This is a genomic window from Streptomyces sp. NPDC058464 (genome assembly GCF_042721035.1).
Lineage (GTDB): Bacteria > Actinomycetota > Actinomycetes > Streptomycetales > Streptomycetaceae > Streptomyces.
Genome location: NZ_JBHXMA010000028.1, coordinates 140,964 through 156,984, shown reverse-complemented (window position 1 = coordinate 156,984; position 16,021 = coordinate 140,964). Strand labels below are relative to the sequence as shown.

General features: G+C 72.9%; 14 protein-coding genes and 2 pseudogenes. 12 read left to right on the top strand and 4 right to left on the bottom strand.

Annotated features, from left to right (window positions below):
• Window positions 1–136: 136 nt before the first annotated feature.
• Window positions 137–1,447: a cytochrome P450 gene (locus tag ACFWPQ_RS32890; protein WP_384042758.1), complete on the top strand. Its 1,311-nt coding sequence runs from the start codon at window positions 137–139 to the stop codon at window positions 1,445–1,447.
• An 82-nt stretch (window positions 1,448–1,529) separates the two neighbouring features.
• Here ACFWPQ_RS32890 and ACFWPQ_RS32885 read toward each other — a convergent pair whose 3' ends face one another.
• On the bottom strand, window positions 1,530–2,087 hold the full coding sequence (locus tag ACFWPQ_RS32885; protein WP_384042755.1) for a GNAT family N-acetyltransferase: 558 nt from the start codon (window positions 2,085–2,087) through the stop codon (window positions 1,530–1,532).
• Window positions 2,088–2,337: 250 nt separating this feature from the next.
• Between ACFWPQ_RS32885 and ACFWPQ_RS32880 the strand changes: the two are divergent.
• Window positions 2,338–3,708: pseudogene (locus ACFWPQ_RS32880) on the top strand (NAD(P)/FAD-dependent oxidoreductase); the annotation flags it as partial.
• 246 nt (window positions 3,709–3,954) lie between these two features.
• Window positions 3,955–4,989 carry a cytochrome P450 gene (locus ACFWPQ_RS32875; protein ID WP_384042829.1) on the top strand — a complete coding sequence of 345 codons (1,035 nt, stop codon included), beginning with the start codon at window positions 3,955–3,957 and terminating at the stop codon, window positions 4,987–4,989.
• A 55-nt stretch (window positions 4,990–5,044) separates the two neighbouring features.
• Here ACFWPQ_RS32875 and ACFWPQ_RS32870 read toward each other — a convergent pair whose 3' ends face one another.
• A complete protein-coding gene (locus ACFWPQ_RS32870) occupies window positions 5,045–5,869 on the bottom strand; it encodes a CDP-alcohol phosphatidyltransferase family protein (protein WP_384042752.1) in 825 nt (274 codons plus the stop codon).
• Window positions 5,870–5,990: 121 nt separating this feature from the next.
• Here ACFWPQ_RS32870 and ACFWPQ_RS32865 point away from each other — a divergent pair, with 121 nt between their 5' ends.
• The 5 genes and pseudogenes from ACFWPQ_RS32865 to ACFWPQ_RS32845 all read left to right on the top strand — a co-directional run.
• Complete coding sequence (locus ACFWPQ_RS32865) at window positions 5,991–6,974, top strand: dehydrogenase (protein ID WP_384042750.1); 984 nt, start codon at window positions 5,991–5,993, stop codon at window positions 6,972–6,974.
• Between the two features lie 160 nt (window positions 6,975–7,134).
• A complete protein-coding gene (locus ACFWPQ_RS32860; RefSeq protein ID WP_383717815.1) occupies window positions 7,135–7,533 on the top strand; it encodes a 6-pyruvoyl tetrahydropterin synthase family protein in 399 nt (132 codons plus the stop codon).
• 5 nt (window positions 7,534–7,538) lie between these two features.
• Window positions 7,539–8,732: a glycosyltransferase family 4 protein gene (locus ACFWPQ_RS32855; protein ID WP_384042826.1), complete on the top strand. Its 1,194-nt coding sequence runs from the start codon at window positions 7,539–7,541 to the stop codon at window positions 8,730–8,732.
• A complete protein-coding gene (locus tag ACFWPQ_RS32850; RefSeq protein ID WP_384042747.1) occupies window positions 8,729–9,751 on the top strand; it encodes a trans-aconitate methyltransferase in 1,023 nt (340 codons plus the stop codon). Before ACFWPQ_RS32855 ends, ACFWPQ_RS32850 begins: the two co-directional genes overlap by 4 nt.
• Window positions 9,748–10,677 (top strand): annotated as a pseudogene (locus ACFWPQ_RS32845) (YbhN family protein); the annotation flags it as partial. The gene ACFWPQ_RS32850 and the pseudogene ACFWPQ_RS32845, both read left to right, overlap by 4 nt.
• A gap of 50 nt (window positions 10,678–10,727) precedes the next feature.
• On the opposite strand, the gene ACFWPQ_RS32840 reads toward ACFWPQ_RS32845, so the two are convergent.
• Window positions 10,728–11,486: a creatininase family protein gene (locus tag ACFWPQ_RS32840; protein ID WP_384042823.1), complete on the bottom strand. Its 759-nt coding sequence runs from the start codon at window positions 11,484–11,486 to the stop codon at window positions 10,728–10,730.
• A 38-nt stretch (window positions 11,487–11,524) separates the two neighbouring features.
• Between ACFWPQ_RS32840 and ribA the strand changes: the two genes are divergently transcribed.
• Window positions 11,525–12,184, top strand: a complete 660-nt coding sequence (gene ribA, locus ACFWPQ_RS32835) for a GTP cyclohydrolase II (RefSeq protein ID WP_361302153.1) — start codon at window positions 11,525–11,527, stop codon at window positions 12,182–12,184.
• A gap of 55 nt (window positions 12,185–12,239) precedes the next feature.
• A complete protein-coding gene (locus ACFWPQ_RS32830; protein ID WP_384042744.1) occupies window positions 12,240–13,385 on the top strand; it encodes an NAD(P)/FAD-dependent oxidoreductase in 1,146 nt (381 codons plus the stop codon).
• Window positions 13,386–13,408: 23 nt separating this feature from the next.
• Here ACFWPQ_RS32830 and ACFWPQ_RS32825 read toward each other — a convergent pair whose 3' ends face one another.
• Window positions 13,409–14,632 (bottom strand): serine hydrolase domain-containing protein, encoded by a 1,224-nt coding sequence (locus ACFWPQ_RS32825; protein WP_384042741.1) that lies wholly within the window; start codon window positions 14,630–14,632, stop codon window positions 13,409–13,411.
• A gap of 409 nt (window positions 14,633–15,041) precedes the next feature.
• On the opposite strand from ACFWPQ_RS32825, the gene ACFWPQ_RS32820 reads away from it, so the two are divergent.
• Entirely contained in the window at window positions 15,042–15,467 is a 426-nt protein-coding gene (locus ACFWPQ_RS32820; RefSeq protein ID WP_384042738.1) for a PPOX class F420-dependent oxidoreductase, read from the top strand.
• Window positions 15,468–15,584: 117 nt separating this feature from the next.
• Window positions 15,585–15,995: a VOC family protein gene (locus tag ACFWPQ_RS32815; RefSeq protein ID WP_384042736.1), complete on the top strand. Its 411-nt coding sequence runs from the start codon at window positions 15,585–15,587 to the stop codon at window positions 15,993–15,995.
• Window positions 15,996–16,021 lie beyond the last annotated feature (26 nt).

The following is a 16,021-nucleotide window of genomic DNA, read 5'->3' as shown; positions in this document are numbered from 1 at the left end:
GCTTCGCAAGTTGTCCTTCACCCGCCACTACGGTGCGTACGGGGCCCACGACTGGGCGGCGTACGGCGACGACTCGGTGTGATCGCACCGCCGGCGGGCGCCCCATGGGCGCCCGCCAGAGGTCAGGGACGGTCTCATGGGCCGAGGGAACGAGCCGCCGCGGTTGCCCGAAGGCAGCTTCGCGGCCTGGAGCCGCGACCGGCTGGCGTTGGCGCGCCGTGGCGCCGAAGAGTGCGGGGACGTCTGGCAGCTGGAGCCGGGGGTCTATGTGGCCGCCGCGGCCGGGCCGTGCGAAGCGGTCCTGCGTCGCGCGCAGGACTTCCCCAAGGAGTCCTCGCCTCTCTTCCCGCCGTTGAGGCGGTCGGGCGGGGCACCGACACCCGAGGAGCGCGAGGAGCGTGCGTACGCTCACGCGGCCCGCATGCGTGGACTGCGTGCGCAGGCGGTAGCGGCCCGGATCGGTGAGGTCGCGTCCCGGACCGCTCGTTTCGCCGACCAGTGGCCCACGGGCCGGGACGTCGAGATCCTGCCTCGGGTCCGGCACGCCCTGGCCGAGATCGGCGTCAGCTATCTGTTCTCCGAGGACGCTCCCGCCCTGCTGCCCCATGCCGCGCAGCTCTTCCTGGCCCGGGAGGTACTCGTACAGCCCTCGCGTTGGGTATGGCCGCGTTGGGTCCCCACTCCGGCACGGCGGTTCCGCACCCGGCAGCAGATCGCCTTCACCGACGCCCTGCGGCCCGTCGTCCGCCGCCGTCGTTCATCGGGCCGGCTCGGTGACGACGTGCTGGGACTGATGCTCCGGCCCTCCCCCCGCCACGGCCTGCTGCCGGAGGAGGCCATCCTCGACACGCTCCCCGGAATCACCGTCGCCACCTTCGAGACCCCTTCCCGGGCAGCCGGGTGGATCCTGCTCCACCTGGCCCGGTACCCCGAGGCGGCGAGCCTCGTCGCGGCCGAAGCCGCCGCGCTGCCCGCGGACCCGGCCGCGACGACCAGCACCCACCTCGGCGGCCTGCCGTACACCCAGGCTCTGGTGAGCGAGGTGCTCCGGCTGTACCCGCCCAGCTGGCTGCTGGCCCGGCGCGCCCCACGAGAGACCCAGCTGGCCGACTACACCATCGACGCCGGGTCCACCGTTCTCGTCTGCCCCTACACCGCCCAGCGCGACGCGCGGGAACATCCCGAGCCGGACCGGTTCCGGCCCGAGCGCTGGCTCTCCGATGCGGGCTCGCCGACGAAACCCGGGGCCTTCCTCTCCTTCGGTACCGGACCGCACGGCTGCGAGGGCACCGCTCTGGCCATGGCGATGCTGACGCTCCTGACCGCACAGACCGCCCGCCGCCACCGGTTGAGCGAGCCGCCCGGACCGGAACCCAGCTACCACGTCACCACCCTCGAGGGCCTCGCGACTGCCGGCCTGCGGCTGCGGGCGACCTCGCGCGGCTGAGGGCAACCCGGCGCTCCGACCCGCTTCCGGCCCCGCGTGGACGGCCGGCTCACGGCCGGCTCACGACTGGCTCATGGCCGGCTCATGGTCGGCTCTTCGTGTGCCGCTGGTCGAACTCCTCGGCGAGCATGCCCATCAGGACGAGGTCGTGGTGCCGGCCGGCGAAGAAGACGTGTTTCCGCAAGCGCCCCTCCTCGGTGAAGCCGAGCCGACGGAAGAGTGCCAGCGATGCCTCGTTGTCGGCGAAGACCGCCGCCAGGCACTTGTGATAGCGCCGCTCCGCGAACATGAAGCGCAGCAGCAGTACCACGGCTTCCGACGCGTAGCCCTGGCGCCGGTGGTCGGCGCCGATCGTGACATCAAGCTCGAACCAGCCTGAACGGGGGCCGGTGCGATGTGAGCCGACGGCGCCGACCAGCTCTCCGGTGGCCGTCGCCTCGACCGCCAGCCGGAAGCGGTCGTCGTCGCACTCGGCGACGGCCTGCTCCTTCGCCCAGGCACGGTAGCTCTCGGCGGACCGCGGCAGATCCAGCCTGCCCCCGCGCCGACCGTCGTCGTCGGCCAGACGCATGAACGCCGTCCAGTCGCCGGGCTCGACAGCGCGCAGGCGTACCCGTTCACCGGTCCAGGACGATGCCATGCCCCATTTGATCACGCTGCCGTGCGCACGAGGCCGAGAGGCGCACCGCAGTCGACTCGCAGTCGACTCGCCGACATCGGTGCCGCTGTTTACGCTGACCCTCTGACGGTATGAGCGCCGCTCACGCGACCAGAATCCAACGGCCGGGGACAAGTCCCTGATCGGACGCCGTTCGCCGCAGCCCCTTGCCGCGCACCGGAGTGGCGCGGCCTCGAGTGCCTTCAGCTCCCAGCTTCCTGTGGAGGGCGGGGTGACCAGAACCGACAGCCTCCGTGCGTTCCGGCGCGACGGCCGCATCGTGGTCGTCGGGGCGTCGCTGGCGGGGCTGCGGGCCGCGGAGGCTCTGCGCGACGAGGGGTTCACCGGATCGCTGACGATGATCGGTGACGAGCCGTGCGAGCCCTACGACCGTCCGCCCCTGTCCAAGCAGGTGCTGACCGGGTGGGTGCCGGCGGGGAGCACCACTTTGCCGCGCCGTCGTGCCATCGACGCGGAGTGGCTGCTGGGCGTGCCCGCCGACGGGCTGGATCTCGCGACGAACCATGTCCGTCTCGCCGACGGACGCGAGGTGCCCTTCGACCGGGTGCTGATCTCCACCGGGGTGCGGGCCCGGCCCTGGTTCGTGCCGAGCGAGGCGGAGCTGGAGGGCGTGTTCGTCGTACGGACCCGCGAGCACGCCGAAGGCCTGCAACGCGCCCTCGCCGCCGGGCCGTCCCGGGTGCTGGTCATCGGTGCCGGATTCACCGGCTCCGAGATCGCCTCCGTCTGCCGGGAGCGGGGCATCCCGGTGACCGTCGCGGAACTCGCGCCGTACCCGCTCGTGGGGGCGCTCGGCGCGATGATCGGCGAGGTGGCGGCGGAGATGCAGCGCGCGCACGGGGTCGACCTGCGGTGCGGGGTCGAGGTCACCTCGCTGGAGGGCGACGCGCGGGGACGGTTTCGCCGGGCCCACTTCGACGACGGCAGCGCGATCGACGCCGACGTGGCGGTGGTGGCACTCGGAAGCATCCGCAACACCGAGTGGCTGCGGGGCTCCGGACTGGCGGCGGGCGTGTGGGGAGTCACCTGTGACACGGGATGCCGCGCCCTCGACGTCGACGGCCGCGTCACCGACGACGTCTTCGCCGCGGGAGACGTGGCACTCTGCCCGAACCCCCATTACGGATCCCGGCTCATCTCGCTGGAGCACTGGGCCGACGCCGTGGAGCAGGCGGAGGTCGCCGCCCACAACATGGTCAGCGCCCCGGCGGACCGCCGCTCCCACGTCTCCGTCCCGCGGTTCTGGTCGATCCAGTTCGGCGTCAACATCAAGTCCGTCGGCGTGCCGACCCTCGCCGACGAGACGGCCGTCGTCCAGGGATCGCTGGGCGACCTCCGTTTCGTCACCGCATATGGCTACCGGGGCCGTGTCACGGCCGCCGTGAGCTTCGACAACGGCAAGCGGCTGGACCACTACCGGCGGTTGATCGAGACGGCCGCGCCCTTCCCGCCGCCCTGCCCCACGCCCGACCGGCCGCCCGACGGGAAACCGGTGCCCGTCGACCTCCCCGACCCCGCCCTGCTCGCGCGGGGCGCCACGGCGGTCGTCACAGGCGATGCCCCCGGTGAGCCCCGGGTCACCGCCGTACGCCGGCATCGGCGGGAGCGGGAGGTGCGCCGGACGGCCACGACCGGGACGGCCGACACGCTGCAACGGATCTTCGACCAGTCCGCCCGGGCCGACCCCTACCCGCTGTATGCCGAGTTGCGCAGGACGCCGGTGGCCCGGCAGGAGGACGGCAGCTACGTCATCAGCACGTATCGCGAGATCACGGACGTGCTGAACGACCCGCACCTGAGTTCTGACGTGCGCAACCTGTCGCCCCCGATGCCCTCGGACGACGGAGCGCCCCCGTCGTCGTTCATCCACATGGACTCGCCCGAGCACGACCGCCTGCGGCGGATGGCGACGCGCCAGTTCGGCCCCCCGCACACCCCTGGGCTGGTGACCGGGCTCGAAGGCTTCCTGACCGCCACCGTCGGCGACCTGCTCGACGACGTGGCGGGCAAGGAGCGGATCGACGTCGTCGACGACTTCGCCGTCCCGTTCCCCGTGACCGTGACCTGCCACCTGCTCGGCGTGCCCCGTGAGGACGAGCCGAGGTTCCACCTCTGGGTGCACGACATCATGAGCTCGATCGACTACGACCCGGCGACCGACCCGAAGGAGAGACTGGACAAGGGAGTGCAGGCCCGCGAGGACCTGTACCAGCGCCTCGGCGGGCTGGTGGAGCGGAGTCACGGCCGGCCGGGAGACGGCCTGCTGGCACGGCTGGCCAACGACGACGGGCCGGACGGGCGGATGACCGACGCCGATGTCGTCGCCACCGCCAGGCTGCTCCTCATCGCCGGTCACGAGACCACCGCCAACCTCGTCACCAACGGCATGCTGACGCTGCTGCGCCACCCGCAGATCCTGGAACGGCTGCGCGGCGAACCGGACCTGGTCGTGCCGCTGGTCGAGGAACTGCTGCGCTACGAGCCGCCCGTGCACATCATTCCCTGGCGGGCCGCGTACAGCGACATCACCGTCGCCGACACCGTCATCCCCAGGGGCTCGCAGGTCATGCTGATGCTGGCCTCGGGCAGCCGCGACCCGGAGCGCTTCCACGACCCGGACCGCTTCGACCCCGACCGGCGCGACAACCAGCACCTGGGCTTCGGCAGCGGCATCCACCTGTGCTTCGGCGGCCCGCTGGCCCGGCGGGAGGCCCAGATCGCACTGGGCGAGCTGGTACGCCGCCTCGACCACCCGGCGCTGCTCGCCGACCCCCCGCCGTACCGGCGCAGCCCCGTGCTCCGCGGGCCGGTCCATCTGTGGGTCGAGCAGGGTGACGACGGGCGCGGCAGCCGAGGGCGGTAAGCAGCAAGGGCAGTGCCGGTGCGACGGTGCCACGGGGGCGGCCGGCGGCCCCGGGTCAGCGCATCGCCAGTTCCAGGAACTCGATGCCCTCGACGGAAATCTCCGAAGACTCCATGGACGCGGCCTCCGCCGGCACCTCCAGCACCGGCACCGGCGCCGGCACCGCCGTCCGCGCGTTGCGCGACAGCCACAGCACGTCCCGCCCGAACGACCACACCAGGGAGCCGAGCGCCAGCAGCACCACGCCCAGGTTGGCCGCGTAGGGCAGCAGGTCCGCGCCGGCCAGCAGCAGGCAGATGCCCTGCATCGCGGCGACCGTCTTGCGGGCCATGGAGTGCGGCAGCGGGGCGTTCAGCCAGGGTGCCGCCTTCGCGGCCGCGACGAACGCGTAGCGCATCCCGCCGATGAGGAGGACCCACGGCCCGAGCTGCGTCGAGACGTACACGCTCAGCACCAGGATCAGGAACGCGTCGACCTCCATGTCGAAGCGGGCGCCCAGCGCGGTCGACGTACCCGTCTTGCGGGCCACCTTGCCGTCCACCCCGTCGAGGATGAGGGCCACGGCCGTCAGGCCGACCAGGAGGGTGACCGGCGGGGAGCTCTCGAAGGAGTCGGCGACCAGGGCGGTCACGCCGCCGACCAGGATCGCGCGGCCGAGGGTCACCCGGTTGGCAGGGCCGAAGGAGCGGGGGCGGGTGCGGTGCAGGGCCCGGGAGAGGACCGCCCAGGTGGCTATCGCGAACGCGAGACCCGTCAGCCAGCCGGCCGGCCCCATGCCGATCGCCGTCCCGAGCAGGGCCAGCAACAGGATCTGCACGCCCGCTCCCACAGCGGTCTCCTGCTGGACCAGCCTGGCTTCGTAAGTGTTGTTCAGGGCCACCGCACGTCCTCCGGCCGAATGACAGAGTCGATCAACGCCGCGTACTGTGCGCGGCCTGTGCACTTCTCGCTGTGCACAACTCCGTACGTGAACCACTTCCCGATCGTTCAGGAGGATGCCGATGAACTCCTCGGCCCGCGCGTTCTGGCTCCGCTCCCCGGGCCACGGAGAGCTGCGTGACGTCACCCTCACGGAGCCCGGCGAGGGTGAGGTCCTGGTGCGCGCGCTGTACTCGGGAGTCAGCCGTGGCACCGAGACACTGGTGTTCCGGGGCGGGGTGCCGGAGAGCCAACACGCCGTGATGCGGGCGCCGTTCCAGGAGGGCGAGTTCCCCGGCCCGGTCAAGTACGGCTACCTCAGCGTCGGCGTGGTCGAGCAGGGCCCCGATGGGCTGATCGGGCGTACGGTCTTCTGTCTGTATCCGCATCAGACGCGTTACGTCGTTCCGGTGAGCGCGGTGACGGTGGTACCGGAGCGGGTACCCCCGGCACGTGCGGTACTCGCGGGCACGGTCGAGACCGCCGTGAACGCCCTCTGGGACGCGGCGCCGCTGGTCGGCGACCGGATCGCGGTGATCGGCGGCGGCATGGTCGGCTGCTCGGTCACCGCCCTGCTCGCCCGCTTCCCCGGACTGCGGCTCCAGCTGGTCGACGCCGACCCGGCCCGGGCCAAGACGGCCGAGGCGCTCGGCGTGGACTTCGCGGCCCCCGAGGACGCCCTCGGCGACTGCGACCTCGTCGTGCACGCCAGCGCCACCGAACAGGGCCTCACCCGCGCGCTGGAACTCCTCGCACCGGAGGGCACGGTCCTCGACCTCAGCTGGTACGGCGACCGGCGGATCGCCCTCCCGCTCGGCGAGGCCTTCCACTCCCGTCGGCTCACCGTGCGCAGCAGCCAGGTCGGCACCGTCTCCCCGGCCGCCCGCGCCGGCCGCACGTACGCCGACCGGCTCGCCCTGGCCCTGGACCTGCTGGCCGACCCGGCGCTGGACGCCCTCATCACCGGGGAGAGCGCGTTCGAGGAGCTGCCGGAGCTGCTCCCGAAACTCGCCTCCGGGGAGATTCCCGCCCTCTGCCACCGGGTCCGCTACGGCGACAACGGCTGACGGAACGTCCAATAACGGCCGGTGCGGGCCGCCAAGAGGTCCTGACCTGAGAAAAGAGTGAGAGTGGACTGAACGCGGGGAAGCCAAGAGCCGTATTAAGGGCATCCCCCGGCAGGGATCAGCCGGGGGACCAGACGCGCCGCACCTGGAGGGTCGTCCGTTGTTCAGCATCACCGTCCGCGATCACATCATGATCGCCCACAGCTTCCGCGGCGAGGTGTTCGGGCCCGCGCAGCGACTGCACGGCGCCACGTTCCTCGTGGACGCCACCTTCCGCCGTGAACAGCTGGACGACGACAACATCGTCGTCGACATCGGTCTTGCCACCCAGGAACTCGGCGCCGTGGTCAGCGAGCTGAACTACAGAAACCTGGACAGCGAGCCCGACTTCGCCGGGATCAACACCTCCACGGAGTTCCTCGCGAAGGTCATCGCCGACCGGCTCGCCGAGCGCATCGAGAAGGGCGCGCTGGGCGAGGGCGCCAAGGGCCTCGCCGGACTGACCGTCACCCTCCACGAGTCGCACGTCGCCTGGGCGAGTTACGAGCGTGCCCTGTGACCGACATGGCCATCGGCCGCCCGTCGGCCCTCACCTACGTGCCCGCGCAGCGCGCGGCCGCCTCCGAGACCAGTGCCCCGGCGAGCATCGGGATCCTCCCCATGTCCCTGCGCAACGTGCACTTCGTCATGCCGGGCGGCGTCGACGACCCGGCCAACCCGAGCGGCGGCAACGCCTACGACCGGCGGATCTGCCTGGACCTGCCCGGCTTCGGATGGCAGGTCACCCGGCACACGGTGGACGGCTCCTGGCCGCGCCCCGGCACCGACGCCCGCGACGCCCTCGCCCGCACCCTGCGGGAGCTGCCCGACGGGGCGGTCGTCCTCCTCGACGGCCTGGTGGCCTGCGGGGTCCCGGAGATCGTCGTACCGGAGACGGAGCGGCTGCGGCTCGTCGTCCTCGTGCACCTGCCGCTCGGCGACGAGACCGGCCTCGACGCGGCCGTGGCCGCCGACCTGGACGCCCGCGAGCGCGCCGTGCTGCGGGCCGTACCCGCCGTGATCGCGACCAGCGACTGGGCGGTACGACGGCTGGTCTCGCACCACGGCCTGGCCCCCGACCGGGTCCATGTCGCCGCCCCCGGCGCCGACATCGCCCCGCTGGCCGGCGGCACCGACGGCGTCTCGCACCTGCTGTGCGTCGCCGCCGTCACCCCGCGCAAGGGCCAGCACCGGCTGGTCGAGGCGCTCGCGGCGGTCCGGGACCTGCCGTGGACCTGCACCTGCGTCGGCGGCCTCGGCCAGGACCCCGAGTACGTCGCCCACCTGCGGACGCTCATCGCCCAGCACGGGCTGACCGACCGGCTGCACCTCGCGGGTCCCCGCGCCGGCGCCGACCTCGACGCCAGCTACGCGGCCGCCGACCTGATGGTCCTCACCTCGTACGCCGAGACCTACGGCATGGCGGTTACCGAGGCCCTCGCCCGCGGCATCCCGGTGCTCGCCACCGACGTCGGCGGACTGCCCGAGGCGGTCGGCCGCGCCCCCGACGGCGGGGTGCCCGGCATCCTCGTACCGCCGGAGAACCCCGCCGCCCTCGCCGTCGAACTGCGCGGCTGGTTCGGCGAGGCGGACGTACGCCGCCGTCTCAAGGCCGCCGCGCGCGGCCGGCGGGCGGCGCTCGACGGCTGGGCGACCACCGCCCGCAGCCTGGCCGGAGTCCTGCTCCGACTCCCTGACGAACCCCGGAGGGCGGCATGACCAGCGAGACCACCACCACTACTCCGGTCGGCGCGATCCCCGCGCAGCCCGGGCCGACGGATGTTACGGATGCGGGAGTGGGACGAGAACGCGAACAGGCGCCCTCCGAGGTGATCGCCGGAGCCGGTCCCGTCGTCCGTCCGGGCGAGCGGGCCACCGTACGGCTGCGGGAGACCGGGCCCGAGGAGCCGCCGCGGTACGCCCCCGAGTGGCTGGAGCTGCGGGAGAGCGCGGACGCGGCCGCCCGGGCGCACGACCTGCTGGACCCGCTGCGGATCCGGCTGGCCAACCTGCCCGGCAAGGCGGGCGGCGTGGTCGTGCACGACCTGGGCTGCGGCACCGGCTCCATGGGCCGCTGGCTCGCCCCCCGCCTGGACGGCGCCCAGCACTGGATCCTGCACGACCGCGACCCCTACCTGCTGCACTTCGCCGCCGTCGCCTCGCCGCGCGCGGCCGCCGACGGCAGCCGCGTCACCGTGGAGACCCGGCGCGGTGACGTCGCCCGCCTCACCCCCGACGCGCTGATCGGCGCCTCCCTGGTCACCGCGTCCGCGCTGCTCGACGTGCTCACCCGGGAGGAGGTCGACATACTCGCCGAGGCCTGCACCGGGGCCGGCTGCCCCGCGCTGCTCACCCTGTCGGTCGCCGGACGGGTCGAACTGACCCCCTCCCACCCGCTGGACGCGGAGCTCGCCGAGGCGTTCAACGCCCACCAGCGGCGCGGCGGGATGCTCGGCCCGGACGCGGTCACCGCCGCCTGCGAGGCGTTCGCCGACCGGGGCGCCACCGTGAAGGTGCACCCCAGCGCGTGGCGGCTCGGCCCGAACGAGAAGGCGCTCACCGAGCAGTGGCTGCGCGGCTGGGTCGGCGCGGCCGTCGAGCAGCGCCCCGAACTGGCCGAGCGCGCCGACGCCTACCTGGCCGAGCGGCTAGCCGCCAACGCGGCCGGCGAACTGCGGGTCGTCGTGCACCACAGTGACCTGCTCGCGCTCGCCCGGCCGACCGGAGGCACCTCATGAGCACCCCCACGCTGGTCCGGCAGTCCGCGCCCGTCGCCCCGCCGGCCGTGCCCCGGCGCCTCAACCTCCGGGCCCTCCGCACCCACCTGGGCACCCTCGGCGGCGCCGCCATCATCGCCGTGCTGCTGTGGCGGCTCGGCACCGGAGTCTTCCTCGACGGACTGCGCCGGATCGACACCCCGACGCTGGTCGTCGGCCTGGCGGTCGGCGCGGTCACCACCGTGCTGAGCGCCTGGCGCTGGCAGTTGGTCGCCCGCAGCCTCGGCCTCAGGCTCCCGCTCGGGCCCGCCGTCGGCGACTACTACCGGGCGCTGTTCCTGAACGCGGCCCTGCCCGGCGGGGTGCTCGGCGACGTGCACCGGGCGGTCAAGCACGGACAGAGCGAGGGCGACATCGGGCGCGGTGTCCGCGCCGTCGTCCTCGAACGCACCGCGGGACAGATCGCGTTGACGGTGTTCGGCGCGGGCGCGCTGCTGATCCTGCCCTCGCCGGTCCGCGCCGACGTGCGCAGCTTCGCCCCGCTGGCGGCGGCCGGGGTGGCCGGCGCGTGCGCGATCGTGCTCGCCGTCCGGATGAACAAGTCGCCCGGCAAGCGCGGCGGTGCCCTGCGCGCCACCCTCGGCGAGGCCCGCCGCGCGCTGCTGTCGCGGCGGAACGGGCCGGGCGTCGCGCTGTCCTCCGCGGTCATCCTCGCCGGGCACGTCGGGATGTTCGTGGTGGCCGCCCGGGTCGCGGGCTCGGCCGCCTCCGTGGCCGTCCTCGTCCCGATCGCCGTCCTCGCCCTGGTCGCCATGGGCCTGCCGCTGAACGTCGGCGGCTGGGGCCCCCGGGAGGGCGTCACCGCCTGGGCGTTCGCCGCGGCCGGCCTCGGCGCGGACAGCGGCTTCGCCACCGCGGTCGTCTACGGCGTCCTCAGCTTCGTGGCGGCCCTGCCGGGCCTGGTGGTCCTGGTCGTCCGCTGGTACGCCGGACTGCGTTACTCCCGCCCGGCGGTGAGCAGTTCGAAAACCGCGCCGAAGGAATCCGCGAGGCTCGACAGGAGTTCCTTCCCCTTTTCCGCCGACCCGAGGGAAGGGCGGCCGATGACGCCCGACTCGGTATAGGCGGACATTCCCAGGGTGAGGAGATGACGACGGTCGTCAGCGGTGAAATCGGCGGACTCATAACCAGGGCGGACCAATTCGGGATGAGCGTGCAGCAGAATGGAGGTCTCGATTTCCCCGGCATGCATGTCGGTGAGCGCCGAGGTCTCCACCCCGGCCTTCGCGAGCGCCGTCTCCCAGTCCTCCGCGGCCGGGTACAGCGCCAGCCGCTCGCCCCGCGCGGACGCCTCCTGCACGACGTTGCCCAGCACGTAGTTGCCGCCGTGGCCGTTGACCACGACCAGCGCCTCGACGCCCGAGCGGCGCAGCGAGGCGGCGATGTCGGTCACCACCGCGTGCAGCGTCACCGCGGAGATGCTGACGGTCCCCGGCCAGGCGGCATGCTCGTGCGAGCAGGAGACCGTCACCGGCGGCAGCAGGTGCACCGGGTACGCGGCGGCGATCTCCCGGGCGACGGCACAGGCGACGAGGGTGTCCGTCGCCAGCGGAAGGTAGCGGCCGTGCTGTTCGAAGCTCCCCACGGGAAGGACCGCGACCTGTGTTGAAACGCCCGCCCCCCTGGTCCGTACCTCTTCCGTGGTGTCCGTCGGCAACAAGCCGTATGCCGCCGTACGCGCGCCCGAACCACTCATCATTTCACGGCCTTTCGTCTCCTCTTAGGAATCAGATCATGACAGAGAACATCGGCGTACTCGGCACGAAGTCCCCACGGCGTTCGGGCGTGGAACGCGTCGTCAATGCACCGCTGCCCACCGTGTACGGGAAATTCCAGGCGATCGGCTACCTGGACCACGACCGCGGGGACGAGCAGGTCGCCCTGGTCTACGGGGACATCGACAGCGACCGGGTGCTGACCCGGCTGCACTCCGAGTGCCTGACCGGGGACGCGTTCGGCTCCCAGCACTGCGAGTGCGGTGACCAGCTGGCCGCCGCACTGCGCGCGGTCGTCGCCGAAGGCAGCGGCATCGTCGTCTACCTGCGGGGCCACGAGGGCCGCGGGATCGGCCTGCTCGGCAAGCTGCGCGCGATGGCCCTGCAGGCCGAGGGCCTGGACACGGTCGAGGCCAACCTCGCGCTCGGACTGCCCGTCGACGCCCGCGACTACGGCGTCGCCGCCGGCATCCTGAGCGACCTCGGGGTGCGTTCGGTACGCCTGATGTCCAACAACCCGCGCAAGCGCGAGTCCCTGGTACGGCACGGCATCGAGGTTGCGGAAACGGTCCCGCTGCTGATCGAGCCGTGCGAGAACAACATCACCTACCTGCGGACGAAGCGCGAGCGCCTCGACCACGTGCTGCCCCACCTGGACGCGGTGGCGCACTGGTCCTGAGGTACCGGGCGGCCTCCGGGGGAAGGATCGGGGGAGACCGACAGGAGGTACACGCGTGAATCTTCGGGCCCAGGTCGTGATCATCGGCGGCGGGGTGATGGGTACCAGCATCGCCTGCCATCTCGCGAGCGCCGGCGTCCGTGACGTCGTCCTCGTCGAACGCGACGAACTCGCCGCCGGATCCACCTCGAAGGCCGCGGGCGGGGTGCGCGCCCAGTTCTCGGACGAGCTCAACATCCAGCTGGGCGCGCGCAGCTTAGAGGCCTTCGCCCGCTTCGGCGAGGAGATCGGGTACGACATCGGGCTGCACCGGGTCGGCTACCTCTTCCTCCTCTCCACCCCCGAGGAAGTCACCTCCTTCGAGGCGGGCGTCCGGCTGCAGAACCACCTCGGCGTGCCCAGCCGGATGCTCACCCCGAAAGAGGCGGCCCGGCTCTCCCCGCTGATCACCACCGACGGACTGCTGGCCGCCGCGTACTCCCCGGACGACGGCCACTGCACCCCCGAGTCCGTCGTGCACGGCTACGCGGCCGCGGCCCGCGCGCACGGCGCCCGCGTACTGCGCCACACCGAGGTCACCGGCATCGAACGGGACGGCCCGTACCTCACCGCCGTGCATACCACCCTCGGCCGGATCGCCACCGACACGGTGATCTGCGCGGCCGGCGCCTGGTCGCGGGCGGTCGGCGCGATGGCCGGCGTCGACTTACCGGTGCAGCCGCTGCGCCGCCAGATCGCGGTGACGGAACCGGTCCCGGGGCTGCCGCCGACGCTCCCCATGACCATCGACTTCACCACCAGCCTGTACTTCCACGCCGAGGGCCCCGGCCTGCTGCTCGGCATGTCCGACCCCGACGAACGGCCGGGCTTCGCCACCGACACCCACGACCGCTGGATCCCGCGCCTGTACGCGGCGATGGAGCGCCGGGCGCCGGCCCTGCTCGACCTGCGCCGCACCGGCGGCTGGGCGGGCCTGTACGAGAACACCCCGGACCACAACGCCCTGATCGGCGAGGCGGGTTCGGTCTCCCGGTTCCTGTACGCCACCGGGTTCTCCGGCCACGGCTTCCTGCAGGCACCGGCCGTCGGAGAGGTGATCCGCGACCTGTACCTGGGCCGGGCGCCCTTCCTGGACGTCCGCCCGCTCGGCGCCGACCGGTTCGCGGCCGACGCCCCACGCCCGGAGGCCAACCTGGTCTGACCGGGCGCGCGTTCGGAAGACGCTCAGTCCAGGATCGACTCGTGGACCAGCCGGCGCAGCTCCGGGAAGATCTTCAGGGTCTTCGGCCGGACCTGGGTGTGGAACTGCACGGTCAGGTCGTTGGCCGGGTCCACCCAGAACGCGGTGGTGGCCGCGCCGGTCCAGCCGTAGGTGCCGGGGCTGCTGGGGGCGAGGGTGCGGTCCGGGTCGACCACCACGGAGACGCCCAGGCCGAAGCCGAGCCCGTCGTTGCCGGGTTCCCGGTGGACCGGGGCGCCGTAGGCCCGCAGATCGGCCCCGCCGGGCAGGTGGTTGCTGGAGAGCAGCCCCACAGAGGCGGGCGACAGCAGCCGGACGCCGTCCAGTTCGCCGCCCCGGCGCAGCATCTCCATGAACCGGTGGTAGTCGTACGCCGTCGCCGCGAGGCCGCCGCTGCCGGACAGGAAGCGGGGGCGGCCCCGCAACGGCAGGCCGGGGATCGCCTCGATGGCGCCGCCCTCCGTCTCGCCGTACAACTCGGAGAGCCGGTCGGCCTGTTCGGGCACGATGTGCAGGCCTGCGTCCGGCATGCCGAGCGGGCGGAAGATCCGGTCGGCGAAGAACTCGTCGAGCCGCTGCCCGGAGACCACCTCGACGACGCGGCTGAGCACGTTGAAGCCGACGGAGTAGTTCCACTGGGTGCCCGGCTCGAACTGGAGCGGCATGCGGGCGTACACCGCCATCGCCTCGGCGAGGTCCGCGCCGGCCGGCACCGAGAACTCCAGGCCCGCCTCGCGGTAGAGGGCGTCCACGGGGTGTGTGTGGTAGAAGGCGAAGGTCAACCCGGCGGTGTGGGTGAGCAGATGGCGGATCCGGATCGGGCCGTCGGCCGGCCGGGTCACCATGTCGTCGCCCGCACCGGACACATGGACCCGCGGGGCGGCGAACTCCGGCAGGAAGCGGTCGACGGGGTCGTCCAGGGACAGCAGCCCGTCCTCCACCAGCAGCAGCACGGCGACCGCGGTGACCGGCTTGGTCATGGAGTAGATCCGCCAGATGGTGTCCGGCTCGACCGGCAGTCCGGCCGCGCGGTCGCGGTGGCCCTGCGTGGTGAGGTGGGCGACCCGGCCGCCGCGCGCCACGGCCACCAGGTAACCGGGCAGGCGCCCTTCGTCGACGAAGTGGGCGAAGTGCTGGTCGAGGCGGTCCAGCGCCTTCACGTCCAGCCCGACCTCACTGGGGTCGACTTCCTGTCGCAGCTGTGCCATCGCTCTCCTCCGGTCGTGTCGTCCGCGGTGCGGTGCGACCTCGGACCTCATCGTCGCGCAGGAAGAGGGGAACGGTCCCGCTCATCCGCGTGTGGTGTGACGGACGCTATAGAAGAGACACCGGAAAGCGGACGCTCCGCCGTCGTCGTGCCCGAGGACCGGAGTGGTGCGGCGGGTCACGACGGTTCCCCAGCTCGTATGTGCCCGCGATGTCCCGCGCGGACTCCGGGCACACCCCGGTCGGCGCGGCGACTTGTGCGCCCGGCGCGGCCGTACCGCCGCCCGGCGGCTCCGCTCCGCGCACGGCCGGGCCGGTGAGGCCCCGGCGTGCGATGGCCGGGAGGAGGTGGAGGAGGGCGGGGAAGCGGAGGAGGGAATGCACGACGGACGCGGCGGGGTTGCACCGGACATGACCCAGGACGCTCTTCTGAAGCTGCTCGCCGAAGGCCACGACGGGGTGCTGGTCACCCTCAGGAGCGACGGACGCCCCCAGCTGTCCAATGTCAACCACGCGTACTACCCCGATGAGCGGACCGTGCGCGTCTCGGTCACCGACGGCCGCGCCAAGACCCGCAACCTGCGCCGCGACCCCCGCGCCTCGTACCACGTCACCAGCCCGGACCGCTGGGCCTACACGGTCGCCGAGGGCACCGCCGAACTCTCGCCGGTCGCCGAGGACCCCTACGACGCGACCGTCGAGGAGCTCGTCCGCCTCTACCGCGACGTCCGCGGCGAGCACCCCGACTGGGACGACTACCGCGCCGCGATGGTCCGCGACCGCCGGCTGGTGCTGCGGCTGCGGGTGGAGCGGGCGTACGGCGTGCCGCGCGCCTGACGGCCACCTGGACGACAGGCCCTAGGGCCCATGACCGAGGGCGATCGGCCGATGGTCGCGCGTGGTCCGGAAACCTAGGCTGCCGATCAGGAAACGGCAGCTCGGGAAGAGGTCACGATGTCCGTCAACGGTCGCAGTCACATCCGGATCGCCCGGCCCTCCCGGGACCTGGCCGCGGCCGAGCGGTTCTGGGTGCGGGGGCTGGGGCTCGGTGTGGTGTGGCGGGACGAGGGCGGGCCGGAACCCGGCGAGCACGACCTGCTGATGATGGGCTGGCCGGACGCCGGCTGGCATCTGGAGCTGGTGCACGAGCCCGCCGGGCCCGTCCAGCCCCGGCCCACCGAGGAGGACCTGCTGGTCGTCTACGTCGACGGGCCGGTGCCGGAGGACCTGGTCGCCCGGCTGGAGGAGCACGGCGGCAAGCTGGTGCCCTCGCCGAACCCGTACTGGAACCGGTGGGGGGTCACCGTCGAGGACCCGGACGGGTACCGGCTGGTGCTCTGCGAGCGGGGCTGGTCCAACGCGTGACGGGAGGTCCTTGCCGTCCGGCCTTC